The 23,502-nt window shown below is 66.7% G+C and carries 23 protein-coding genes; 12 read left to right on the top strand and 11 right to left on the bottom strand.

Features of this window, described 5'->3' with window-relative positions; all coding sequences use genetic code 11:
* Positions 1-14 precede the first annotated feature (14 nt).
* Positions 15-359 carry a hypothetical protein gene (locus tag K4043_RS14620; RefSeq protein ID WP_123731305.1) on the top strand — a complete coding sequence of 115 codons (345 nt, stop codon included), beginning with the start codon at positions 15-17 and terminating at the stop codon, positions 357-359.
* Positions 360-398: 39 nt separating this feature from the next.
* Here the strand turns inward: K4043_RS14620 and K4043_RS14615 are convergent, their stop codons facing one another.
* Entirely contained in the window at positions 399-1,013 is a 615-nt protein-coding gene (locus K4043_RS14615) for a hypothetical protein (protein ID WP_026070179.1), read from the bottom strand.
* A gap of 318 nt (positions 1,014-1,331) precedes the next feature.
* Here K4043_RS14615 and K4043_RS14610 point away from each other — a divergent pair, with 318 nt between their 5' ends.
* Positions 1,332-2,249, top strand: coding sequence for an oxygenase MpaB family protein (locus tag K4043_RS14610; RefSeq protein ID WP_265309737.1), 918 nt, complete (start codon positions 1,332-1,334; stop codon positions 2,247-2,249).
* Positions 2,250-2,934: 685 nt separating this feature from the next.
* Here K4043_RS14610 and K4043_RS14605 read toward each other — a convergent pair.
* Positions 2,935-5,055, bottom strand: a complete 2,121-nt coding sequence (locus K4043_RS14605; RefSeq protein WP_265309736.1) for a M13 family metallopeptidase — start codon at positions 5,053-5,055, stop codon at positions 2,935-2,937.
* A gap of 325 nt (positions 5,056-5,380) precedes the next feature.
* On the opposite strand from K4043_RS14605, the gene K4043_RS14600 reads away from it, so the two are divergent.
* On the top strand, positions 5,381-8,305 hold the full coding sequence (locus K4043_RS14600; RefSeq protein WP_265309735.1) for an EAL domain-containing protein: 2,925 nt from the start codon (positions 5,381-5,383) through the stop codon (positions 8,303-8,305).
* Positions 8,306-8,335: 30 nt separating this feature from the next.
* Here the strand turns inward: K4043_RS14600 and K4043_RS14595 are convergent, their stop codons facing one another.
* Positions 8,336-9,220, bottom strand: coding sequence for a LysR family transcriptional regulator (locus K4043_RS14595; protein WP_123731303.1), 885 nt, complete (start codon positions 9,218-9,220; stop codon positions 8,336-8,338).
* 99 nt (positions 9,221-9,319) lie between these two features.
* On the opposite strand from K4043_RS14595, the gene K4043_RS14590 reads away from it, so the two are divergent.
* Together K4043_RS14590 and K4043_RS14585 are read left to right on the top strand one after the other, a co-directional pair.
* Entirely contained in the window at positions 9,320-10,129 is an 810-nt protein-coding gene (locus K4043_RS14590; protein ID WP_265309734.1) for a class III extradiol ring-cleavage dioxygenase, read from the top strand.
* 161 nt (positions 10,130-10,290) lie between these two features.
* Positions 10,291-11,934 (top strand): Na+/H+ antiporter, encoded by a 1,644-nt coding sequence (locus tag K4043_RS14585; protein WP_123731301.1) that lies wholly within the window; start codon positions 10,291-10,293, stop codon positions 11,932-11,934.
* 168 nt (positions 11,935-12,102) lie between these two features.
* On the opposite strand, the gene K4043_RS14580 is transcribed toward K4043_RS14585, so the two are convergent.
* Positions 12,103-12,354 (bottom strand): DUF3297 family protein, encoded by a 252-nt coding sequence (locus K4043_RS14580; protein WP_123731300.1) that lies wholly within the window; start codon positions 12,352-12,354, stop codon positions 12,103-12,105.
* 136 nt (positions 12,355-12,490) lie between these two features.
* Between K4043_RS14580 and K4043_RS14575 the strand changes: the two genes are divergently transcribed.
* A complete protein-coding gene (locus tag K4043_RS14575; RefSeq protein WP_265309733.1) occupies positions 12,491-13,033 on the top strand; it encodes a hypothetical protein in 543 nt (180 codons plus the stop codon).
* Positions 13,034-13,081: 48 nt separating this feature from the next.
* Here the strand turns inward: K4043_RS14575 and K4043_RS14570 are convergent, their stop codons facing one another.
* The 5 genes from K4043_RS14570 to msrB all read right to left on the bottom strand — a co-directional run bounded on the left by K4043_RS14570 (position 13,082) and on the right by msrB (position 16,346).
* Positions 13,082-13,357, bottom strand: coding sequence for a DUF4031 domain-containing protein (locus tag K4043_RS14570; RefSeq protein WP_259261711.1), 276 nt, complete (start codon positions 13,355-13,357; stop codon positions 13,082-13,084).
* A gap of 14 nt (positions 13,358-13,371) precedes the next feature.
* A complete protein-coding gene (locus K4043_RS14565) occupies positions 13,372-13,875 on the bottom strand; it encodes a hypothetical protein (RefSeq protein ID WP_265309732.1) in 504 nt (167 codons plus the stop codon).
* A 103-nt stretch (positions 13,876-13,978) separates the two neighbouring features.
* Positions 13,979-14,923 carry a flagellar motor protein MotB gene (motB, locus tag K4043_RS14560; RefSeq protein ID WP_265309731.1) on the bottom strand — a complete coding sequence of 315 codons (945 nt, stop codon included), beginning with the start codon at positions 14,921-14,923 and terminating at the stop codon, positions 13,979-13,981.
* A 9-nt stretch (positions 14,924-14,932) separates the two neighbouring features.
* Positions 14,933-15,787 carry a flagellar motor stator protein MotA gene (motA, locus tag K4043_RS14555; protein ID WP_123731295.1) on the bottom strand — a complete coding sequence of 285 codons (855 nt, stop codon included), beginning with the start codon at positions 15,785-15,787 and terminating at the stop codon, positions 14,933-14,935.
* A 91-nt stretch (positions 15,788-15,878) separates the two neighbouring features.
* The gene (gene msrB, locus K4043_RS14550) at positions 15,879-16,346 is read right to left on the bottom strand and encodes a peptide-methionine (R)-S-oxide reductase MsrB (RefSeq protein ID WP_123731294.1); all 468 of its coding nucleotides are present in this window, start codon (positions 16,344-16,346) and stop codon (positions 15,879-15,881) included.
* A gap of 128 nt (positions 16,347-16,474) precedes the next feature.
* Between msrB and K4043_RS14545 the strand changes: the two genes are divergently transcribed.
* Both K4043_RS14545 and K4043_RS14540 read left to right on the top strand, forming a co-directional pair.
* Positions 16,475-16,894: a classical arabinogalactan protein 4 gene (locus tag K4043_RS14545; protein WP_265309730.1), complete on the top strand. Its 420-nt coding sequence runs from the start codon at positions 16,475-16,477 to the stop codon at positions 16,892-16,894.
* Positions 16,895-17,066: 172 nt separating this feature from the next.
* Complete coding sequence (locus K4043_RS14540; protein WP_123731292.1) at positions 17,067-17,237, top strand: lana protein; 171 nt, start codon at positions 17,067-17,069, stop codon at positions 17,235-17,237.
* 86 nt (positions 17,238-17,323) lie between these two features.
* On the opposite strand, the gene K4043_RS14535 is transcribed toward K4043_RS14540, so the two are convergent.
* The gene (locus K4043_RS14535) at positions 17,324-17,803 is read right to left on the bottom strand and encodes an Lrp/AsnC ligand binding domain-containing protein (RefSeq protein WP_123731291.1); all 480 of its coding nucleotides are present in this window, start codon (positions 17,801-17,803) and stop codon (positions 17,324-17,326) included.
* A 149-nt stretch (positions 17,804-17,952) separates the two neighbouring features.
* Here K4043_RS14535 and K4043_RS14530 point away from each other — a divergent pair, with 149 nt between their 5' ends.
* Together K4043_RS14530 and alr are read left to right on the top strand one after the other, a co-directional pair.
* Positions 17,953-19,263: a D-amino acid dehydrogenase gene (locus K4043_RS14530; protein WP_265309729.1), complete on the top strand. Its 1,311-nt coding sequence runs from the start codon at positions 17,953-17,955 to the stop codon at positions 19,261-19,263.
* Positions 19,242-20,315 (top strand): alanine racemase, encoded by a 1,074-nt coding sequence (gene alr / locus K4043_RS14525; RefSeq protein WP_123731289.1) that lies wholly within the window; start codon positions 19,242-19,244, stop codon positions 20,313-20,315. Before K4043_RS14530 ends, alr begins: the two co-directional genes overlap by 22 nt.
* A gap of 8 nt (positions 20,316-20,323) precedes the next feature.
* Here the strand turns inward: alr and K4043_RS14520 are convergent, their stop codons facing one another.
* Positions 20,324-20,890 carry a DUF3016 domain-containing protein gene (locus K4043_RS14520; RefSeq protein ID WP_123731288.1) on the bottom strand — a complete coding sequence of 189 codons (567 nt, stop codon included), beginning with the start codon at positions 20,888-20,890 and terminating at the stop codon, positions 20,324-20,326.
* Between the two features lie 236 nt (positions 20,891-21,126).
* Here K4043_RS14520 and K4043_RS14515 point away from each other — a divergent pair, with 236 nt between their 5' ends.
* Together K4043_RS14515 and K4043_RS14510 are read left to right on the top strand one after the other, a co-directional pair.
* A complete protein-coding gene (locus K4043_RS14515; protein WP_265309728.1) occupies positions 21,127-23,115 on the top strand; it encodes an ATP-binding protein in 1,989 nt (662 codons plus the stop codon).
* A 65-nt stretch (positions 23,116-23,180) separates the two neighbouring features.
* A complete protein-coding gene (locus K4043_RS14510; RefSeq protein WP_265309727.1) occupies positions 23,181-23,471 on the top strand; it encodes a DUF3247 family protein in 291 nt (96 codons plus the stop codon).
* Positions 23,472-23,502: the final 31 nt, after the last annotated feature.

Genomic DNA, 23,502 nt, shown 5'->3' with positions numbered 1-23,502 from the left:
GTCTGGAGCCTGCCATGCGTATCGCCGTTGTCGCCAGTCTCTGCGTGTTGATGCTGGCTGCCTGCCAGCAATCGAGCAACACCTCCGTCACCCGCATCCGCGCCAACGGCGTGGATACGCTGTACAGCAAAACCACGGTCGACAACGGCGTGGCCAATTTCGACTGCATCGCGAGCAGCAGCGGCCACTGCCATTACCTGGTGCTGGATGCGCGCTGCACAAAGGACACCGACTGCTCCTATCCGCCGCTGCACCGGTTGGCAGTGGCGGTGGGCAAGACCGAGCAGATGGCCGGGCTGCCGGCTGGGTTCCAGCACTGCGTCAGCGCGGTCCAGAAAGAACAATGCCACCGTGAGTGATCACGGTGGCATCGTGGCTCCCCCCTCATTTCGATAGGGTCAGAACGCGGGTTGCAGATGCAGGTTGGTACCGTTGGGCTGCTCGCCGACATGGTTGAGCTGGCCGACCAGCTCGGTGTGCTGCTTCATCCGGCCGATCTCGCGCATGATGCGGATGTCCTCGTGGCGCAGCTCGCGCTTGGCGCTCACGGCCTGCTTGTAGTCCAGCACTTCCGGGTAGTGCTGGGCCATGTCCAGCGCTTCGGCTACGCACTCCACCGTGTCTGCATCGGAGGTGATCCGGGCGCGGCTGTTGAAGGCCTTCATCCAGCGCTCGAAGCCGGCGGTGTGATCGAACATGTTGGCCATGAACCAGATCACGAACAGGATCGACACCCATGAGCCGAACACGATCACCACGCGGGTGAAGGTGATATGGAAGTCATCCTTCCACAGGTAATTGCTGATCAGGCCGAGGATGAGCAGCGAGGACGCCTGCCAGCCGACGATCGAGGCCATCAACCACTGGCCCTTGGCCTTGGCGAGCACCGCGACTTCCTCGCGGATCTGCTGTTCACTCTTGTTACGCCAATGCGCGACCTGTTTTTCAAACGGGCTGCTGTACAGCTCGTTGTCCTGCAACAGCAGACCCAAACCTTTGAACAAAGCGATCATGACGAGCTCCTTCTGGAACGTGCGGCAGCGCATTGGACGACGTTGTGGCACGTCCAGTTCTAGCACTTTCACCGCGCTTGGCAATGGGCAAAGCGCAAAGATCCGGCGTCATTTCTGCCTGAATGGGCATACCCGCAGCGGATTTGCGCACTGCGGCACGTAAATCGCCGGGTAAATAGGCATGGGACAGGTGTTCCCATGCTGCATCTGCACAATGTGCACCCGCCCAGCCTCCGCGTCCTCGCCAGCCCCGGCGGTATCACGCAGAATTGACGCATCCGCGCGAAATGCCGGTCCGCACCGCCTTTGGTACTGCTGATGTCCTCCCTGTTCCGTTCGCTTGCCCGCCCCGCCACCGCGCCGATCCGCCGCTGGGTACTGGGTGCTTTCCCCCGCGGCCAGAGCGGGATCGACTACGACCACCCGCTGGGTGACCCCGGCTGGTTCGGCCCGGACAGCGTCACCTGGCGCGTGCACGCTGAATTTCCCGGGATGCTTGCCGGTGGCCTGTGCGCGCTGATGCTGCAGACCCTGCATCCGCTGGCCCTGGCCGGCGTGTACGACCACTCCAACTTCCGCGATGACCTGGTTGGCCGCCTGCGCCGCACCACCGCGTTTGTCGCCGGCACTACCTATGCACCGACGGCGGAAGTCGAGGCACTGATCGCCAAGGTGACCCGCATCCACGCACAGGTACGCGGGCACACGGCGGACGGTCGTGCCTATTCCGCCGACGATCCCGCGCTGCTGACCTGGGTGCATGTCACCGAGGCCTACGGCTTCCTGCAAGGCTGCCGGCGGTATTGCCGCGATGTGCCCACGGCGGTCGCCGATCAGTATTACCGCGAGTACAAGCGCGTTGCCGAAGCACTCGGCGCCACCGATGTACCCGCCTCGGAAGCGGAGGTCGACGCTTACTTTGCACAACAGCAATCCGGGCTGGTGTTCGATGCCCGTTCGCAAGAGGTACTGGCGGTGTTGTCCGGCATCCGCTTGCCGGTACCGATGGCGGGGTTGTCACGCGAGCTGTTCCTCGGTGCGGGCGCGGCGCTGTTGCCGGACTGGGCGACGACGATGCTGGCGCGCACGCCGATGCAGCGTGCGCAGTCGCGGGCGTCTGCCGTGGTACTGAGGGGTATGGCGCCCTTGTTCCGGCGTGCACTGCAGGATGGCCTGGCGACGCGGGCGTGCACGCGGATGGGTCTTCCTGCCAGCGTGCTTGCTGACTGGCCCTGAAGCGGTAAGTACCGACCGTTGGTCGGTAATCGCGAGTGCCTGTGTCCGATGGTTGGGTCGGGCACGTGCAGGCTTCCGGGACCCGCTGCAAGTACGTCCATGTAAGCTCGTATGCCGCCATCCATGGCGGCATACGGTCCCTCCAGCCTGCACGTGCCCGCCCCCCGACACTTGGCTGGTGGCCATGCTGAGGTCAAAAGCCAGCGAACAGCACTAAGCGGCAACGCTGAGTGGCAGCGCCAGGCTGCACGTTCAAGTACCAGATCGCTGCGCGAATGCTTAGCGGCGAAGTACGCAGCTGCTCAGAGGAAGTGCAGAGCAGTAAGGCAATGCCGTGCCGCGTAGTCGAGTGGCAAAACTTCAGAGCAAAGCAACAGAGCAAAGAACACATCGTCACTGCCGGAGCCGCAGGGGCAGCACCTGCTTTCCCCGTGCGCACCAGCCCACTGTCAGAGGGTGGGCATGGGTGGGGTGGCGGGACCGTATGCCGCCATGGATGGCGGCATACGAGCTTACATGGACGTACTTGCAGCGGGTCCCGACACCCCACCCATGCCCGCCCAGTTCAGAGAAGCCGCAAACCCCAGCCGTTGCTCTGCTCCAGCTCTCCAGCTCTCCAGCTCTGCAGAAAAGAAACGGGCGCCGAAGCGCCCGTTCTTTCATCTCAGCAAAGCGATGAACAGCCTCACCACACCTTGACCCGCTTCTCCGGCGCCAGATACAGCTTCTGGCCTTCCTTCACCTCGAAGGCCGGATACCACGCATCCAGATTGCGCACCGTCAACGCACGGAACTGCCCCGGCGCATGCACATTCGTCAACAGCGAATTACGCAACGCCTGCTCACGCGCCTTGCTCCGCCACGCCTGCGCAAAGCCCAGGAAGAACCGCTGATCCGGCGTAAAGCCCTCCAGCGTCTGCCCCGGCTTGCCCTGCAACGACAACTGATACGCATCGTAAGCCGTCGACAGACCCGCCACGTCCGCAATGTTCTCGCCCAGCGTCAAACGACCATTCACCGACACCCCCGGGAACGGACTGTAGCTGCTGAACTGCGCCGCCAGCGCATCACCGGCCGCATCGAACTTCTTCAGATCTTCCGCCGTCCACCAGTTCTGCAGCTTGCCCGTCTCATCGAACAGCGCACCGGCGTTGTCGAACCCGTGGCTGATCTCATGGCCGATCACCGCACCGATCGCACCGTAGTTCACCGCATCATCGGCCGCACCATCAAAGAACGGCGGCTGCAGGATCGCAGCCGGGAACACCAGACGGTTTTCCAGCGGCACGTTCATCGCATTGATGGTCTGCGGCAGCATCGCCCACTCGCTGTGGTCCACCGGCTTGCCCAGCTTGGCGATGTTGCGGCGGTACTCGAACAGCTCCGCACGCTCGGCATTGCCCAGCGCGTCATCGCGCTTGATTTCCAGGCCGGTGTAGTCGCGCCACTTGTCCGGGTAGCCCATGCCCACGGTCAGGCCATCGACCTTGGCCCTGGCACGCGCCTTGGTCTGCGGCGACATCCACGCCAGTGCATCGATGCGCTTGGCGAAGGCCGCGATGATGTTCTTGGCCATCTCGTCGGCACGGGCCTTGGTGGCCGGGTCGAAATGACGCTCGACGTACAGCTTGCCGATGGCTTCGCCGACGGCATGGTTGCTGTCATCCACCGCACGCTTCCAGCGCTCGCTCTGCTGCGGGGTGCCGTTGAGCGTGGTGCCGTGGAAAGCGAAGCGCGCATCGGCGAACGACTTGGGCAGGTACGGGGCGGCGCGGTCCAGCGCATGGAAGGCGAGGTAGTCCTTCCAGACCTCCAGCGGCTCGGTCGCGACCAGGCGCGAAATGCCGGCCACGGCCTTGGGCTGCCACACGATGAAGTCCTGCTGGGCGTCCAGGCCGGCGGAGGCCAGGAAGGCGCTCCAGTCCATGCCCGGGGCCTTGGCGCTCAGGTCGGCCTGCTTCCAGGCGTTGGCGCCCTTGGCGACGTCGTTGGTGTCTTCCTGGGTGGCGTGGGCCTGGGCGATCTTGGTCTCCAGCGCGAGGATGCGCTGGGCCTTGGCCGCCGGATCGGCGACGCCGGCCAGCTGCAGTACCTGGGCAATGTAGGCCTGGTACTGCTTGCGGATCTCGGCCATGCGGCCGCCCTGCAGGTAGAAGTCGCGGTCCGGCAGGCCCAGGCCGCCCTGCACCAGGTACGGCGCGGTGCGGTCCGGCTGCAGCAGATCCACCGAGACCCAGACGCCGAACAGGCGGTCGGTGTAGAAGTTGGTGGCGTTGAGCAGGTCGACATCGGCGCGCAGGGTGCCACCCAGGGCGGTGGCCAGCGCGGCCTTGTCGCCGATGCCCGCGATGGCGTCCAGTGCCGGCTTGACCGGGGCGGCGCCGCGCGATTCGATGCCGGTCTCGTCCATGAACGCGGCGTAGTAGTCGCCGATCAGCTTGGTCTCGCCCTCGGCCTTGGTATCGGCTGCGGCGCCTTCGAGGATCGCGCGGGTGTCGGCCAGGGTCTTTTCGGAAATGACGTTGAAGCTGCCGTAGCTGGAGCGGTCGGCCGGAATCTCGGTGTTCTTGACCCAGGTACCGTTGGCGAAGCTGAAGAAGTCATCGCCGGCGGCAACGCTGCGGTCCATGCCGGCGGCGTCGAAACCGAAACTGCCCAGCTGCGGCTTGGGTGCGGCCGGTTCGGCCGGGGCGGTCTCGGGCGCGGCTGCGGCCGGCGCGGTGGCCTCGCGGTCGCAGGCGGCCAGGGCCAGCGACAGGCTGGCGGCAATGGCGAGCATCAGGGTGGGGCGACGCAGCTTGGACATGGACCTTCTCGGCAACGGAAACGTCCAAGTCTAATCCCGTCCCGGGCGCTTGGTTATGCCGGCTCCGGCGGTATCGGGGGCCGGTTGTGGCGGCCCTCGGGTTTGTCAACGCGGCCGGGAGCCGCGCGCTCTTCCCGTGCCGCGCGCGCTGGTGCATGCTGGGCCGGCCGGGGTTCGCACGGGGGCCACTGGCGACCGTGTGAAGATCCAAGCGTCAAGAATCCCGGGTGTCGGCCGCTCAGGTTTGGGGAAGCCAGGAAGCGCTACAGATGAAATCAGCCCGTCGGTGTACGAGAGCGTTGCGGTGCCCGCGTTGAGCCGTGCCATGGCACGGCCGTTGCGGACGATCGTGTGGCTGGGGGTTTCCCTGGGCGTGCTGCTGGCGATCGGGCTGGTGGCGATGTTGACCAACGACTATCAGCGTCGGCAGGAGGCTGCGCAGCGGCAGAGCTCGGCGCTGGCGACCGGTGCCCAGCGCCTGCTGCGGCTGGAGCTGCGCAATCTGGAGCGGGCCATGCAGGGCATTGCCGAGGACGGCGCGCTGCTGTTCCGGCGGGTACCGTCCCAGGCGCCGGATCTGCTCGACGACGCCATCAGTGGCGTGCTGCAGCGGCATGCCGAGCTGCACAGCATCGTGGTGGCCGACCAGCACGGGCGCGCGCTGACCAGTGGCAGCGGCGATCTGCAGCTGCCGTTGTGGGCGGTGGAGGACAATCGTGGCAGCAGCAGCCAGTTGTACATCGGCCCGCCACAGGCACAGGACGCCTCACGCTGGGTGCTCCCGCTGGCGCTGCGCATGGGCGAGGACCGCTGGCTGCTGGCGCGCCTGCGCACCGATGAGCTGCATTCGATCATCAGCGGCATGGACACCGGCGAGAGCGGGGTGGTCTCGATCACTGACCGCTACGGGTATGTCCTGGCGCGCAGTCCCGATCCAACTGGCGTGGTGGGGCATCGCTTCGGCCTGAGCAAGCGCGAGCTGCTGCGCCGTGACGCGCTGACGCCGCTGGGCACCGAGATCAGCGGGGTCGATGGCATCGAGCGGATTTCCAGCCTGAGTACGCTGGCGCAGTACCCGCTCGCGGTCTATACGGGATTGGGGCGCCGCGATGTGCTGGCGGCCTGGTGGCCCTATGTACAGGCCTCGATCGGGGTGTACCTGCTGTACTGGATGCTGTTCGGGGCGGTGTACGTCAGCCTGCGCCGGGCCACCCGCGATCAGGACAGCCTGACCGAGGAACTGCGCACCGGCCACGCCGAGCTGCGCATGGCCCACCAGGTGGGCAAGGTCTGCACCTGGTACGTCGACGAGGATGCCTGCCTGCTGCGCTGGTCGCCGCTGGCGCGGGAGATCTTCGACGTGGAGATCGACAGCCTGCCGGTCGCCGACTTCTTCGCCCGCATCCACCATGAAGACACCGCCCGCATGCAGGTGGCCTTCGATGCTGCGTTTGCCGGCAACGGCGTGCTGGATGAAATGTTCCGTCTGGTGCTGGCGGGCGGTGCGATCCGCTGGGTCTCCGCGCGTGGCCAGCGGGTGGCCGTGGTTGATCGCGAGCGGCGCATGATGGGGGCACTGACCGACGTCAGCGAACGGGTGGACGCGCTGGCCCGTGCGCAGCAGGCCGAGCGACAGTTCCGCCTGCTGTTCGACCGCAACCCGGCCCCGTTCTGGGTGTTCGATCCGGACACGCTGCGCTTCCTGGAGGTCAACGAAGCGGCGGTGCGTCAGTACGGCTACAGCCGCGATGAGTTCCTGTCGATGAGCATCCTGGACATCCGCCCGCGCGAAGGCTGGGAGGAAATCCGGGGCGCCATCGCACTGGCGCGGATCGGCGATGTGGATGCGCAGGTCCGCCTGCACCAGCGTAAGGACGGCACGATCTTCGAGGTCCGCGCGCATCTGGCGCGGCTGGATTTCGACGGCCGCCAGGCGTGCCTGGTGCTGGCCGAGGACGTCAGCGAGCGGCTGGCCTACGAACGCGATCTGGCGTATCACGCCACCCACAACCCGGCCACCGGCCTGCTCAACACGCGTGCACTGGCCGAGCAGCTGGACGAAGAGGGCGGCGCGTACACCATTGCCTACGTGCAGTTCCGTGGCCTGCAGCTGGTCTCCGATACGCTCGGTCGCGAGGTGGGCGATGTGGTGCTGCAGGCGATGGCCAAGCGTTTGGGCGGACTCGGTGTGCGCTATGGGCTGCTGGCGTTCCAGCCGGCCGAGGATTTCATCTTCGCCATCCGCGATGACCATCAGCGCCAGACCGCGCTGGATACGCTGGTGCAGACGGTGTCCGAGCCGGTCCGCGGGCAGGATTGGCTGCATCAGTTCGAGCCCCGTATCGGCGTGGCCGTGAAGTTCGACGGCGATGCCAACACGGCCGAGCAGGTGATCGGCATGGCCGCGCAGGCCGCCCACGCCGCGCGCGACGAGGGCAACGTGATCGCGTGGTACGACAACACGGTGAGTTCGCGTCTTGCCGAACGGCTGCGTCTGGCCGGGCGCATCCACAGTGCCATCGACACCGAATTCGAGCTGTACTACCAGCCGATCTGCCATGCGGCCGACAGCAGCCCGGCGGCGCTGGAGGCCTTGCTGCGCTGGCCGCAGGCCGATGGCAGCTTCATTCCGCCGGGCGAGTTCATCCAGCTGTGCGAAGACACCGGTCTGATCCTCGCGCTGGGCCGCTGGGTGATCCGCTCCGCGGCGCAGGCACAGCGCCAGCTGGTCGATGCGGGCTGGGACCTGCCGATCGCGGTGAATGTCTCGGCGGTGCAGTTCTTCAACAGCGACCTGGTGGCCGAGTTCACCCGCGCCAGCCAGGAGTTCGGATTGGCCCGCGGTGCGCTGCAGGTCGAGCTGACCGAGAGCAGCCTGATGCGTAAACCCGGTCAGGCCAAGCAGACCATGCAGCGCCTGCATGAGCAGGGCATCTGCATCTCGCTGGACGATTTCGGTACCGGCTATTCGAACATGTCCTACCTGCAGCATCTGCCGCTGGACATCCTGAAGATCGACCGCAGCTTCGTGGCGGATGTGGAAACCAATCCGCGCAACGCCTCGATCTGCCGCGCGCTGCTGTCGCTGGGTCACAGCATGGGGCTGACCATCATCGCCGAAGGCGTGGAGACCCCCGGCCAGCATCAGTGGCTGGCCGCGCACGGCTGTGACCAGGTGCAGGGTTATCTGCTTGGCCGGCCGATGCCGTTGGCCAAGGTGATCGCGCAGTTGGAGTCGGTGGAAGCGTAGTGCCGGGCGCTGCCCGGCCGTCGCCACGCGTCATCCGCCCAGCGCCACCACCAGGTAGTCGATGAAGCTGCGCACCTTCGGCGCCAGATGGCTGCGGCTGGTGTACACCGCATGGATGCCGATGCCCGGCACCGCCCACTCGGGCAGTACCCGCTCCAATCGGCCATCGGCGATGGCCTCGGCCACCAGGAAGTCCGGCTGCACGATGATGCCCATGCCGGCAATCGCGGCCTCGCGCAGCACGTCGCCATTGTTGGCGCGTACGCCGCCGCTGATCGGCACCGATACTTCCCCGCGTGGCCCGTGCAGCTGCCACGCGTCCCCGCCGCCCCAGTAGCTGTACTGCAGGCATTCGTGCGCGGAGAGATCTTCGGGCTGCTGCGGGCGCCCATGCGCATCCAGATACGCCGGCGCGGCGCACAGGCTGATCTGCGCGTCGGCCAGCTTGCGCGCGATCAGTGTCGGGCCGGGCTGGCGGGTGATGCGGATCGCCACGTCGTAGCCTTCTTCGACCATGTCCACCAGGCGGTCGGACAGCGACAGGTCCAGTTCCACCTGCGGATACCGCGCGCGATAGCCGGCCAGCAGTGGGCCCAGCCGGGCGATGCCATAGCTGACCGGCGCGTTGATGCGCAGCCGCCCCGAAGGCTCCAGGGCCTGCGCGTTGATGCCGGCCTCCAGCGCATCGAACTCGGCCAGCAACCGCACGCACTCGGCGTAATAGGCCGCGCCCGTGCTGGTCGGGCTCACGCGGCGGGTCGTACGGTTGAGCAGCCGGGTCGAGAGGCGCTTTTCCAGTGCCGCGATCTGCCGGGTTACCCCCGCGGTGGACAGGTCCAGGGCCTGCGCGGCGGCACTGAAGCCGTTGCGCTCGACCACGGCGACAAACACACGCATGGCGTCCAGAGTATCCATTGTTTCTCTTTCCGAAATAAACAGCGTCGATGCATCGTATTTATTGGCAGGGCTGCACGCAATAAGCTCAGGGCCGTCGTAGCGCTACTGGAGTCCGTGATGTCCCGCTTGCCCTCGCTGTACATCTCCCACGGCTCGCCGATGACCGCACTCAACCCCGGTCTGGTCGGCGAGCGCCTGGCGGCCCTGGCGGCGTGCCTGCCGCGTCCGCGCGCGATCGTCATGGCCTCGGCGCACTGGCTGACCCATCAACCTGTGGTCGGCGGGCATGCCCAGCCGCCGACCATCCACGACTTCGGCGGTTTTCCGCAGGCGCTGTTCGACCTGCAATACCCGGCACCCGGTGACCCCGCGCTGGCGCAGGAGATTGCGCAGCGGCTGACCGCGGCCGGCCTGTCGACCGGGATCGATCCGCAGCGCGGTCTCGACCACGGTGCCTGGGTGCCGCTGCGCTTTCTGTACCCGCAGGCGGAGATCCCGGTCGTGCCGCTGGCGATCCAGCCGCTGCTTGGGCCGGCCCATCAGTTCGCGCTGGGCCGCGCGCTGGCCCCGCTGCGCGAGCAGGGCGTGCTCTTGATCGGCTCGGGCAGCATCACCCACAACCTGCACGACTGGCGCAGCTACCAGGACGGCAAGGAAGCGCCGTATGTGCGGCCCTTCATCGAGTGGGTGGAGCAGCGCCTGCAGGCCGATGACAGCGCCGCCTTGCTGGACTACCGCCGTCAGGCCCCGCATGCCGCGCAGGCACACCCGAGCGATGAGCATCTGCAGCCGCTGCACGTCGCGATGGGCGCAGCCGGTGGCGATGCGCTCGGCGCGCAGCGTATCGATGCCGGGATCGATGCTGGCTTTCTGGCGATGGACATCTATCGCTTCGACGGCGCCGACGCGCAGCAGCGCGCCGCGTGAGTGCCCTGCAGGCGAGCGGGTGCGCATGCCTGCAGCTGCTGTCCGCAAACTGAGCCTGGCGCGCCCCGCGCGTTCGCGTGGCGGCGCACGTGTGGTACGTTTTTTCCTGTTTCCGGCGCCGGCTGCCTGCAGCCTCCCCCGCGCTGCTTACTGGAAAATGCATGCATACCATTGAAGTCGTCCTGGCGATGCTGGTGGCGGTGGTCGCCAGCGGCTACCTGGTCCGCGTACTGCCGTTGTCGCTGCCGCTGCCGTTGGTGCAGATCGGGCTGGGCGCGGTGATTGCCGGGGTGTTCAACCGCGGCCACGCGCTCGAGCCGGAGATGTTCTTCCTGCTGTTCCTGCCGCCGCTGCTGTTCCTGGATGGGTGGCGCATCCCCAAGCAGGGTCTGTTCCGCGATAAAGGCGTGATCCTGGAGCTGGCCTTCGGGCTGGTGGTGTTCACCGTGATCGGGGCCGGGTTCCTGATCCACTGGATGATCCCGGTGATGCCGCTGGCGGTGGCCTTCGCCCTGGCCGCGATCATTTCGCCGACGGACCCGGTGGCAGTCAGTTCGATCGCCTCGCGTGCACCGATTCCCAAGCGGCTGATGCACATCCTGGAAGGCGAGTCGCTGCTCAACGATGCCTCCGGGCTGGTCTGCTTCCGCTTTGCGGTGGCGGCGGTGATGACCGGCTCGTTCTCGCTGGCGACCGCCTCGCTGACGTTCCTGTGGGTGGCGGTGGCCGGGCTGGCGATCGGTGTCGCGGTGACGCTGGGCGTCTCCACCTTCCAGCGCTGGCTGTGGCGGCGCTTCGGCGAGGAGCCGGGCGCGGCGCTGCTGGTCAACCTGCTGATTCCGTTCGCGGCCTACCTGCTGGCCGAAGAGTTCAACGCCTCGGGCATCCTCTCGGCGGTCGCTGCGGGCATCACGATGAGCTATGTGGAACTGAGCGGCCGCGTGTCCGGCAGCATGCGCGTGCAGCGCACCGCCGTGTGGAACATGCTGCAGTTCAGCTTCAACGGCATCATGTTCGTGCTGCTTGGCGAGCAGCTGCCGGGCATCGTGGAGCGCGCGATCAAGACGGTCAGCGAGAGCGGGCACCACAGCGCGTGGTGGCTGCTGGTCTACGTGGTGGTGATCAATCTGGCGCTGGTGCTGCTGCGCCTGGCCTGGGTATGGCTGTCGCTGCGCTGGAGCCTGCTGCGCGCGCGTCATCGTGGCGAGGCCCGGCAGGGCACGTCCTGGCGGATCGTGGTGGCCACCTCGGTGGCGGGGGTGCGCGGGGCGATCACCCTCGCCGGCGTGTTGACCCTGCCGCTGTTCCTGCCCGACGGCAGCGCCTTCCCGGCGCGTGATCTGGTGATCTTCCTGGCCGCGGCGGTGATCCTGTTCTCGCTCGTCGGCGCCAGCATCGCGTTGCCGCGCCTGCTCAAGGGCCTGGAACTGCCGGCCGATTCGGGTGAGCGCAAGGAGGAAGACCTGGCCCGCAAGCTCGCCGCCAAGGCCGCGCTGGCCGGCGTGGAGCGCACGCGCCAGCAGCTGGTGCAGAACCAGACCACGGAGAACGTACAGCTCTACAACGACGCCGCCTCCCGGGTGAGCCTGCTGTATCAGCGCAATCTGGAGAAGGAAGCGGGGCCGGATGCCGATCCGGACAAGGTCAAGCGGATGGAGCAGGGCTACCGCCAACTGCGCACCGCCGGGCTCACCGCCGAGCGAGAAGAGCTGTTCCGCCTGACCCGGCGCGGCAAGATTTCCGATGAGATCTCACGCAGGTTGATCCGCAATCTGGACCTGCTGGAGACGCGGCAACGCGATTGAGGCCGCATCGTGCCACGGGTAGAGCCACCCCATGGGTGGCTGCCCTTCGTCCAGGACGCCTGGGTTCCAGTGGGTCCGCGCAGCCACCCATGGGGTGGCTCTACCCCGGCACACGTGGATCAGGCGCCGCCGGCAGATGTGGATCAGGCGTCGCCGGCAGACGTGGGATCAGGCCTCCGGCTTCTGATCCAGGAAATAGGCCACCACGGTGCCCTTGATCTTGATCGTCATCGGGTTGCCGCGGCGGTCGCGGGCCTTGCCGGCCTGCACGCGGATCCAGCCTTCGCTGACCGAATACTCTTCAACATTGTCGCGCTCGACATCGTTGAAACGGATGCCCACACCGCGCTCCAGCGCAGCGGCATCGTGGAAGGGGCTGGCCGGATTGATCGCCAGGTGATCGGGAGGGGTATCGCTCATGGTCACAGGATGCTGACGACCACCAAGGCCGCCTTCTGCCGTACAGGATAAACCGCAGCGGGCCCCGCGCCGAATTTCGCTTCCTGCCAACGCCCTTGCACGGCAGAATGCGCCCCTGTCTCCAGGAATACCGGCCATGCCCGACAACAGCGATTATTTCGACTTCGAAGAAGAGGAACGCGATTTCGACGAAGACGATTTCGAGGCACGGATCTGGAATCTGTTCGTGCTGATCAACCCGGGCGATGAGGAACTGGCCCTGCAGCAGTTCAACCGCTGGCGCGAGGCGCTGCTGGAGAGCGGCGAAGGCATTGATGAGGACGCCGACTGGCTGCCGCCGATGATGGCGGCGATCGCTTGGCAGTCCGGGTTCGAGGTGGAGCGCAGCGATGCCGATGCGCTGATGTCGGCGGTCAACGAGCTGTCCGCGCGCTGGAACCTGCAGATCGACTGGGGCGGCGACCTGGACGATGAGGATTTCGCCGCCGAGGTGGATGCCCCGATGCTGATGGCCACCGCCCATGACCGCCTGCGCGAGCACAACTACGCGTTGTGGAGCGTGGATACGGGCAATGGCACCCTGGCCGGGTGGATGGCGCTCAACCGCGATGACGATGCCATGCTGGCGCTGTGCTCGCTGCTGGGCGTGGAAGTGCGGCCGGGCAGCGATCCGTTCTGAGGGCGCGATTGCGGTCTGCGTGTGCCGACCAACGGTCGGCACCTGCGCCTAGGGCAGGTACTGCCCACGCGCGTTGGCGATGACCGCTTTGACCAGCGCGCGGTCCGTATGCCGTGAGATGGCCTGTGCGCCCAGGGCGATCGCCTGCAGGCGCAGCGGGGCGGGCACGTCGTAATGCGCGCCGCTGCGGCGGTTCTGGAACGCCCGCCGCGGAATCCCGAGCTGCGCCGCCATGGCGTGCAGCTCGGGCAGGGTGTCGGCCATCAGATGCGCCCAGCGCTCGCCGCGCCAGGGATGTACTGCATCGTCGATATAGACCGTCACCGGGTGGCCGTGGCTCAGGCCTGCGGCTTGTCGTCGCTGGCGGCCGGGGCCGGCTCGGCCTCGGCATCGGCTTCGACGGCAGCATCGGTCACGATCTCGGCGTCTTCGGCCTCGTCGTCACCTTCGCCTTCGCCTTCCACGCCTTCGAACTCGGAGACCAGCTGCGACAGGTACTCGTCGGCGGTCTTGCCTTCGTCAGCGGCCAGGTCGTCGATCAGCTGCTGCAGCTGGGTCGAGTACTCCAGGTTGACCTTGCGGCCTTCCTTTTCCTGGACGTTGGACAGGTGCTTGAGCATGGCCAGCATCGGGACCGGGTTGTCGGCGTTGCCCATGGTCTGGCCGCCGATGGCCAGCAGCCACTCGGTGCCCTGCAGGCCGATCGCAGCGACGACCTGGCCTTCTTCGTTGGTCAGCACGGCATGGTTCTGCACCGGCTGCTGGGCGTTGAGGCGGTTGATCGGACGCTTGGGCTGCTGCTTCTTGCGCTTGTCGCGCTTGGCCTTGGACTGCTTGGACATGAGTGCCGTCTATCTACAAAAGGGAAGACCCATTGTAGTGCCGGCCGCCGGCCGGCTCCACGGATTCCCTGAATTCCGCCTGCAGCCCCCGCCGCCGCGCCCCTTAAGGCGCGACAGCCGGCGCCAGCGCCGCCTGGATATCGGCGTCGGCGGCGGTGGGCGACAGCGCCACTTCCTGGCCTGCCCCCGCCAGCGCGGCGATCTCGGCGGCCTTGGTCATCACCACGATGCTGATCCGCCGGTTGATCGGGTTGTCCGGCTGCGCCTTGTCGAACAGCACCGAGGACGACAGCCCGACCACGCGGGTCACCTTGTCTTCGGTCATGCCCCCGTCGAGCAGGGCGCGGCGGGCGGCGTTGGCGCGGTCGGCGCTGAGCTCCCAGTTGCTGTAGCCATGCACGGCGTTGTACGCAGTGGTATCGGTGTGGCCGGTGATGCTGATCCGGTTCGGCACGTGGTTGATGAACTGCGACAGCTCGCGCAGGATCTCGCGCGTATAGGGCTTGAGCGTGGCGCTGCCCATGTCGAACATCGGGCGGTTCTGCTTGTCCACGATCTGGATGCGCAGGCCTTCCGGGGTCAGGTCGAGCAGCAGCTGGTCCTTGAACGGCTCCAGTGCCTGGCTCTTGCTGATGGCTTCTTCCAGCTCCTGCTTGAGCGCTTCGAGCTGCTGCTTTTCGCGCTCGCGATCGGTCTGCGGCACCGGCTTGGCGGCCTGCTGGTTCTGGAACGGGTCGTTGCTGTTGCCGCGCGAGATATCGGTGGCGCCGCCCAGCTTGATCATCGAGGTGCTGGCACCGCCCGGGCCGGCCATGCCCGGGGCCGGGGTCGAGCTCTGTCCGACCAGCGGGCTGGGGTTGCGGAAGTACTCGGAAATGGCCGCCCGCTCGGGCTTGGTGGTGGCGGCCATCAGCCACAGCACCAGGAAGAAGGCCATCATCGCGGTGACGAAGTCGGCGTAGGCGACCTTCCAGGCACCGCCATGGTGGGCGGCATGGCCGCCTTTCTTGACCCGGCGGACGATGACGGTGGGTTTGCTCTCGGCCATGGCGGTGCCTTACTTGACCGTCTTGAGGTGCGCTTCGAATTCGCTGAAGCCCGGGCGCACGTTCGACGGCAGGGTCTTGCGGGCGAATTCCAGCGCGATCTTCGGGTTGTAGCCCCGCAGGCAGGCCAGCAAGGCGGTCTTGACCGACTCGTAGATGCGGCTGTCCTGCTCGGCGCGGGCTTCCACCGCGGCCGCCAGCGGGCTGACGAAGCCATAGGCCAGCAGGATGCCGAGGAAGGTACCGACCAGTGCGCCGGCAACGTGCGCGCCGACTTCTTCAATGGCGCCGCCGATGGAGCCCATGGTGATCACGATGCCCAGCACCGCGGCCACGATGCCGAAACCGGGCAGGCCGTCGGAGACCTTGTTGAGCACCGCCGAGGGCTGCATGGCTTCGGCGTGGTGCTTCTCCAGCTCCATCTCCAGCAGCGGTTCCAGTTCGTGCGGCTCGATGTTGCTGCCGATCATCAGGCGCAGGCAGTCGGTGATGAAGTCGACCAGATGGTGGTCGGCCTGCACCTTGGGGTAATTGGCGAAGATGCTGCTTTCGGCCGGGCGCTCGACGTGGTCTTCCAGTGCCATGAAGCCTTCGCGGCGGGCCTTGTTGAGCAGTTCGTACAACAGGCTCAGGACGTCGATGTAGTCCTGCTGCTTGTAGGCCGGGCCCTTGAACACACCCACCGTGGCCTGCAGGGTCTGCTTCACGGTTTTGATCGGGGTGCCCACCAGGAAGGCGCCCAGCGCCGCGCCGCCGATGATGACCAGTTCATACGGCTGCCACAGCGCGCCGAGTTTGCCGTGCGCGCCCACGTAACCACCGAGCACGCTGAGGATGACGACGAGGAATCCAACGATGATGAGCATGGGGCCGACGCGGGGAGGGGATACCTCCATGTCGGCCCGTTCACCCATTTTCTGAAGGGGGGCGTTCGCTCAATGTCACACTTTTGCGAATTCAGGCAGCGGGCTCAGCCTCGGCGCCCGCGCGCTGCAGCGGGTCCGGGTAGGGCTGGCCGTTCGGCGTGAACGCGAGCGACGCCGAGTTGAGGCAATGGCGTTCGTGGGTCGGCGGCGGGCCATCCGGAAACACATGGCCAAGATGGCTGTCACAGCGGGCGCAGACGATCTCGGTGCGGATCATGCCGTGGCTGGCGTCACGGATCTCGCGCACATGGGCCGGATCGAAGGGGGCGAAGAAGCTCGGCCAGCCGGTACCGGAGTCGAACTTGGTGCTGGAGCGGAACAGCGGCAGGCCGCACAGACGGCAGCCATAGACCCCGTCCTGCTTGTTGTCCAGGAACACCCCGCAGAACGGTGCTTCGGTGCCGTGATGCAGCAGCACGCGCTGCTCATCGGCGCTGAGGCCGGCGATCAGGGTCTGGCGCTGGGCGTCACTGGGCGGGGAGAGGTCGAAAGCAGTCATGGGCAGTCCTCACGGGGAGACTCTCTACATAGGGCCGGGCATGGCACGTTCCAAGCCGGCGTCGTTCATCGTGCTGATACCCGTGCCGGTGCATGGTGAAGGTCTGAACCGCTGCCCGGGAGATCGCCATGTACCGCTCACGCTGCCTCGCCGCCCTGCTGGTGGCGCTGCCCATGGCGGCAGGTGCCCAGATCGGCCCGCCGCCCAAGCCCACCGCGACGCGTCCGGTCGTCACCCCCCAGCCAACTCCCGTGCCGCTGCCCACGCCGGTGCAGCCGGCACCGGCCGACAGTCTCTCTGGCCAGCTGGCGCCGGTGAAGTCGTCCGCGCAGACCCAGCAACAGCTGCGTACGCACCCCATCCAGAGCAAGGGGCCGTCGCAGCCTGCGCCGATGCAGGGGCCCGCAGTGCAGGGCAAGGTCTACGACGGCCATGGCCGGATCATTCCGGGGGCCAGGCAGGTCGGGCCGAACCGGGTGCTCGATACGCGCACGGGCCGTTACTACGACTCGCTTCCCAGCGCGGATGGGCAGCAGATCAAGCCATGATCCCCTGCAACGGCTGCGGGTGTCATCTGAACGGTTTACATCGAGGACCCGCAGTCATCCCCGTCAACGCATCGCCTCACCGTTTTTTCGCCTGTGATTAACCGGATCGGCGGGACCCTGTGCGTGCGCCGGAACACAGCGCATCCCCGAGGTTTTCAAGAAGAGTGCAATCATGGCTAACCAGCAGAACCGCAGTCCCGGCAAGATGCCGCAGGAGCAGCAGGGCAGTCAGCAACAGAACCAGAAGCCCGGCCAGCAGAACCAGCAGCAGTGGGACCAGCAGAATCAAAAGGGCGGCAAGCAGCAGGACCAGAAGCATCAGGACCAGAAACAGCAGCGCTGATGCGCTTGACGCAATGAACGAAGGCGGTGCGCACAGGCGCGCCGCCTTTTTTGCGTCTCAGCCCCCAGCTCAGCGAAGCGACGGGATCAATCCGGAATTGGCAGGGTCAGGGTCTCCTTGACCTCTTCCATCACGATGTAACTCTTGGATTCGCGCACGTGTGGCAAGGTCAGCAGGGTGCTGCCGAGCAGCTTGCGGTACGAGGCCATCTCGCTGATGCGGGCCTTGAGCAGGTAATCGAAATCGCCCGAGACCAGATGGCACTCCAGCACATTGGGCAGCTTCAACGCTGCGCGCCGGAACTCCTCGAAGATGTCGCCGGATTTGTAGGCCAGGCTGATCTCCACGAACACCAGCAGGCTGGCCTTGAGGTAGTGCGGATCGAGCTTGGCGTAGTAGCCGGTGATGGCTCCGTCGCGCTCCAGCCGGCGTACGCGCTCCGTGCAGGGGGTGGTCGACAGCCCGACCCGCTCGCCCAGTTCGGTGAAGGAAATGCGCCCCTCCACCTGCAGGATGCGCAGGATTTTCCGGTCGATCTTGTCCAGTTCACGGGCACGCACGGCCATCGGCGTCAGCCTCTCAAGGGGGTTTGCAGGACAATACCCTGCCTGTAGGCCCAAAAACAGGCGAATTGATTGGTTTGGGCTGACTATACTTCCTCAATTATGGTCCCGGCGTGCTCCTGCGCAGGGAATGATCGGGTTGGAGAGGTGTCATGCGCGTTCTAGTCCTTGGCAGCGGTGTGATCGGCACGACCAGTGCCTGGTACCTGCGGCAGGCCGGGTTTGAAGTCACGGTCGTCGATCGCCAGCCCGGTCCGGCGCTGGAAACCAGTTTCGCCAACGCGGGCCAGCTGTCGTTCGGCTACACCTCCCCGTGGGCCGCCCCGGGCGTGCCGCTCAAGGCGGTCAAGTGGCTGTTCTCCGAACATGCGCCGCTGGCGATCCGCCCAGGCCTGGATTGGCACCAGTACCGCTGGCTGGCGCAGATGCTGCGCAACTGCACCCATGAGCGCTATGCGATCAACAAGGCGCGCATGGTGCGCATGTCCGAGTACAGCCGCGACTGCCTCAACGAACTGCGCCGCGAAACCGGCATCGAATTCGAAGGCCGCGACCTGGGCACCACCCAGCTGTTCCGTACCCAGCAGCAGCTGGATGCCTCCGCCCAGGACATCGAGGTGCTGGCCCAGTACGGCGTGCCCTACGAGGTGCTCGACCGCGACGGCATCATTGCTTACGAACCGGCGCTGGCCGGCGTGGCCGACACGCTGGTCGGCGCGCTGCGCCTGCCGCGCGACCAGACCGGCGATTGCCAGCTGTTCACCCGTCGCCTGGCGCAGATGTGCGTCGATGCCGGGGTCGAATTCCGTTTCGATCAGGACATCGCCGGCCTGCAGAGCGAGGGCGACCGCATCACCGGCGTGCGCATCGACGGCACGCTGGAAACCGCCGATCACTACGTGGTCGCGCTGGGCAGCTACTCGCCGTCGCTGGTCGCCCCGCTGGGCATGCAGCTGCCGGTGTACCCGCTCAAGGGCTACTCGCTCACGCTGCCGATCACCAACCCGGCGATGGCCCCGACCTCGACCATCCTGGATGAAAGCTACAAGGTGGCCGTGACCCGCTTTGACGACCGCATCCGCGTGGGTGGCATGGCCGAAGTGGGCGGGTTCGACCTGTCCCTCTCGCCGCGCCGTCGCGCCACGCTGGAGAAGGTGGTGCGCGATCTGTACCCGGAGGGCGGCGACCTGTCGCGCGCCGAGTTCTGGACCGGCCTGCGCCCGGCCACGCCGGACGGCACCCCGGTGGTCGGCGCCACGCCGTACCGCAACCTGTTCCTCAATACCGGCCACGGCACCCTGGGCTGGACCATGGCCTGCGGCTCCGGCCGCTACCTCGCCGACCTGATGGATGCCCGCCAGCCGCAGATCAGCACCGAAGGCCTGGATATCTTCCGCTACAACCACCACGCCGCATCCGTCCGTCACCGTGAGCCGAGTTCATGCGCCCAGCCCGTGCGTTGATTGATCTGGACGCGCTGCGCAGCAATTACCGGCTGGCACGCGAACTGGGGGGCGGCAAAGCCGTTGCGGTGATCAAGGCCGATGCGTACGGGCACGGTGCGGTGCGCTGCGCCCGCGCGCTGCAGGCCGAGGCCGATGCATTTGGCGTAGCCTGCATCGAGGAAGCGCTGGAACTGCGCCAGGCCGGCATCACCGGACCGATCCTGCTGCTGGAGGGTTTCTTTGATGCCGACGAACTGCCGCTGATCGTCGAGCACGACCTGTGGTTTGCCGTTGGTGCACCGTGGCAGGTCGAGGCGGTGGCCGCGTTCCAGACCACCGCCACGCTCACCGTGTGGTTGAAGCTGGACAGCGGCATGCACCGGCTGGGCCTGTGGCCGGACGAATTCCGCGCCGCGCATGCCACGCTCAGTGCGTTGGCGCATGTCGGGCCGATGGTGCTGATGACCCACATGGCGCGTGCCGACGAGCTGGACAGCCCGCGTACCCGCGAGCAGGCCGATGTGTTCGCCGCGGCCATCGAGGGCCTGGCCGGGCAGACCAGCCTGTGCAATTCACCGGCACTGCTGGGCTGGCCGGACGTGCGCAGCGACTGGGTGCGCCCGGGCCTGATGCTGTACGGGATCAACCCGATGCCGGCGCACACGGCGCTGACCGAGCGTCTGCGCCCGGTCATGACGATGCGCTCGAAGATCTTCGCCGTCCGCGATATCGCCGTGGGCGAGCCGGTCGGCTATGGCGCGCGCTTCGTCGCGCAGCGGCCGACCCGCGTGGGGGTGGTCGCGCTCGGTTACGCCGATGGCTACCCGCAGTTCGCGCCGAATGGCGCCCCCGTCCGCATCGATGGCCAGCCGGGCATCGTGATCGGCCGGGTCTCGATGGACATGCTCACCGTGGACCTGACCCACCTGCCACAGGCGGGCATCGGCAGCACGGTGACGCTATGGGGCGATGCCCCGCGCATCGAAGCCCTGGCGCCGCTGTGCGGGGTCAGCGCATATCAGCTGCCGTGCGGCGTGAAGCGGGTCGTGCGCGAGTACGCCGGCGGCTGAGGCATCCCTCAGTTGCTGGCCGTGGCCTCGTTGCGCAGATCGCGCCGGATCCAATCCTCCAGCAGGCGCTTTTCGTAGCGCAGCGGATCGGTGTCGCTCTGCCGCCCGATGTTGTGCAGGTAGCCGGTGTCCTGCAGCTTGCGCTCGCCTTCACCGATCACCTGGCCCTGCGCATCCTTGAGCGTATAGGTCAGCGTCACGCGCGGCGGGTAGATATCGCGCATGACCCGGATGTCGTCGGCTCGTGGGCCATGCCACGGCTCGTAGTCGCCGGCGCGCTTGATGTCGGTGAAGGTCACCTCCAGCGTCTGCCCGGGCTGCAGCTGTTTGCTGGCCGTGGTCTGCACATACTTGGCCAGCTGCTGCACCCAGTCGCCGCGTTCGGCCTCGAAGCGGTTGTTGCTCTGGCGGATCTCGGTGAACTGGGCAGGGTCGCTCCAGCTCACCTGGACCGGGCCTGCGGTCTCGAGCGCGCGCGGTGCCTGCGGGTCGGTCACGGTGCGCGGGGCCGCCGTGGCGCTGCCGATGAGCAGCAGGCCGGCCAATGCCCCGGCGATCAGGGATGTGCGGTTCATGACAACTCCTGCGTCGCGATCACGGGTGGGATCAGGTCCTCAGTGTGATCCCGAACCGGGTGGCCCACAATCCACGCGTGTATGCTCGGCGGTTGCCGTTGGCGCCAATTCATCCCGCCGGCACCCCGAGTCCCCACTGCGCTTGACACTGCGAATACGCGCATTGGCTGATCCTGTGTCCCTCTGTTTCGCCAGCTGCCCCATTGACGCCCTTGCCCAGCCTGCCTACCTCAACGTTGGAACGCGCCTCCTTCCTGGCTTCATCGCCGGATCCGGCCCTGTATCGCACGGTACTTGAACGCCTGAATGCGGGGTTCTGCATCATCGAAGTAATCTTCGACGACGCAGGCGTGGGCGTGGATTACCGGTTCGTGGAGGTCAACGAGGCGTTTGCGCGCAACACCGGGCTGGACAATGCCTGCGGCCAGCGGATGAGCAGCCTGCAGCCCGGCCACGAATCGGACTGGTACCGCACCTATGGCGAGGTGGCGCGCAGCGGCCAGGCACGCCAGTTCGAGATGGAAGCGCGGGCGCTGGGCCGCTGGTACTCGGTGGAAGCGGTCAGCGTGGGCGAGCCGGACGAGCACCTGGTGGCGGTGGTGTTCTTCGACATCACCCACCGCAAGCACATCGAAGTGGAGCTGGCTGAAAGCGAAGCGCGTTTCAGTGCGTTGGCCGATGGCCTGCCGATGCCGGTCTGGGTGCTGGACGAGCGCGGCCATTCGCGCTTCGTCAATAGCGCCTTCAGTGAGTTTTTCGGCGGCGATGAGCAGCGCGTGCCCGACGATGTCTGGCGTGGCCTGGTCCATCCTGACGATGCCTCGGTCTTCGACTATGAGCTCCAGGAATCCCTGAAATCCCAGCGGTCCATGCACGCCCTGGTCCGCGGTCGTCGCGCCGATGGCCAGTGGCGCTGGCTGGAAATGAACGCCCGGCCGCGGTTCTCGCGGATGGGGCGGTTCATCGGTCTCGCCGGCAGCAGCCCGGACGTGACCGAGCGCCGCGAGATCGAAATGGCGCGCGAGGAACTGCTGCAGTCCGAGCGCGCTGCGCGCAGTGCCGCCGAAAACATGGCGCGGTTGAAGGATGAATTCCTGGCCACGCTCTCGCATGAGCTGCGCACGCCGCTGACCACCATCCTGGGCTGGAGCGAGCTGCTGCTCCAGCGCATCGACAACACCAGCCCGATGTACAAGGGACTGGGCGTGATCGCCAACAGTGCGATGGCGCAGAAGCGGCTCATCTCGGACATGCTGGACCTGAGCAGCATGCTGCTGGGCAAGGTGCAGCTGGAAGTGGAAATGCTCGATCTGCGCACCCAGCTGGAAGAGGCGATGCGCGCGCAGGAGCTGGTGGCCGAAGGCAAGGCCCTGACCATGGAGCTGGTGATGCCGGAGGAACCGTGCCTGGTCCTCGGCGATGCCACGCGCCTGCAGCAGGTGCTGTGGAACCTGCTTTCCAACGCGATCAAGTTCACCCCGGCCGAGGGCCGGGTGGTACTCACTCTGGCAGCGGACGGCGGGCACTGGTCGATCAGCGTCACCGATTCCGGCGACGGCATCGCGCCGGAGTTCCTGCGTCACCTGTTCAGCCGGTTCCGCCAGGCGGACGGGACGACCACGCGCCGGCATGGCGGCCTGGGCCTGGGCCTGGCGATCGTGCAGCAGCTGGTGGAGCTGCATGGCGGTGCGGTGGCCGCCAGCAGCGACGGCCATGGCCACGGTGCCACCTTCAACGTGCGCCTGCCGCGCTATCAGCCGCAGGCCGATGGTCGTCCGCTGCGCGAAGTGTTCAGCGGCCCGATCACCGAGCAGATCATCGAGCCGTATCCACTCAAAGGCCTGCACCTGTTGGCTGTGGAAGATCAGCCCGAAGTGCTGGAGTACCTCCGGCGGCTGCTGGAAGAGCAGGGCGCCTCGGTCACCACGGCGTCTTCGGCCGGCGAAGCGCTGGCACTGCTCAACGAGAAAGGCCATGACGGCATCGACGCGCTGCTGACCGATATCGGCATGCCCGGGATGGACGGCTATGGTCTGGTACGCACGCTGCGCGACAACATGGGGGTCGAAGCAGATGCCCTGCCGGCCGTGGCCGTGACCGCGCTGGCACGGGCGGATGACCGCAAGCGGGCCTTGGCCTCCGGCTTCCAGGAGCATGTGGCGAAGCCGTATTCGGTTGCCCAGCTGGTGGCTGCCGTACGCAGTGTGCTGGGCGGCAACCGCTGAGTCAGCGTTGGCGGCGTGTTGACGTCGCCAGCGGCACACTGGGGCCATACGCCACAGGAGTTGCCATGTCCCGTTACGCCCCCCGCATCCACACCCAGCCGGCCGATATCGCGGCCCTGGAAGCGCTGTTGCCGCAGCTGCACGGCCAGACCCAGGTCGAACTCATCTTGGACGATGGCAGCCGCCTGCTCGGCACGGTGGCCGTGCAGCCGACGCTGCAGCAGTACCGCGACGCCGAGGAAAACGAAGGCAGCAATGGCCAACTGCGGCTGGACGATCTGGATACGCCGGTCCAGCAGCACGTGGTGTGGCTGGACCAGATCAAGGCCATCCGGCAACTGCCCTACCGCGAGTGACCGCGGCGGGCAGGCCCGGCGGAGGGCGGCG

The sequence above is a fragment of the Stenotrophomonas sp. SRS1 genome (genome assembly GCF_026130205.1).
GTDB lineage: Bacteria > Pseudomonadota > Gammaproteobacteria > Xanthomonadales > Xanthomonadaceae > Stenotrophomonas > Stenotrophomonas rhizophila_B.
The sequence above is the reverse complement of the archived record's forward strand: the minus strand, read 5'-3'. Positions and strand labels throughout refer to the sequence as shown.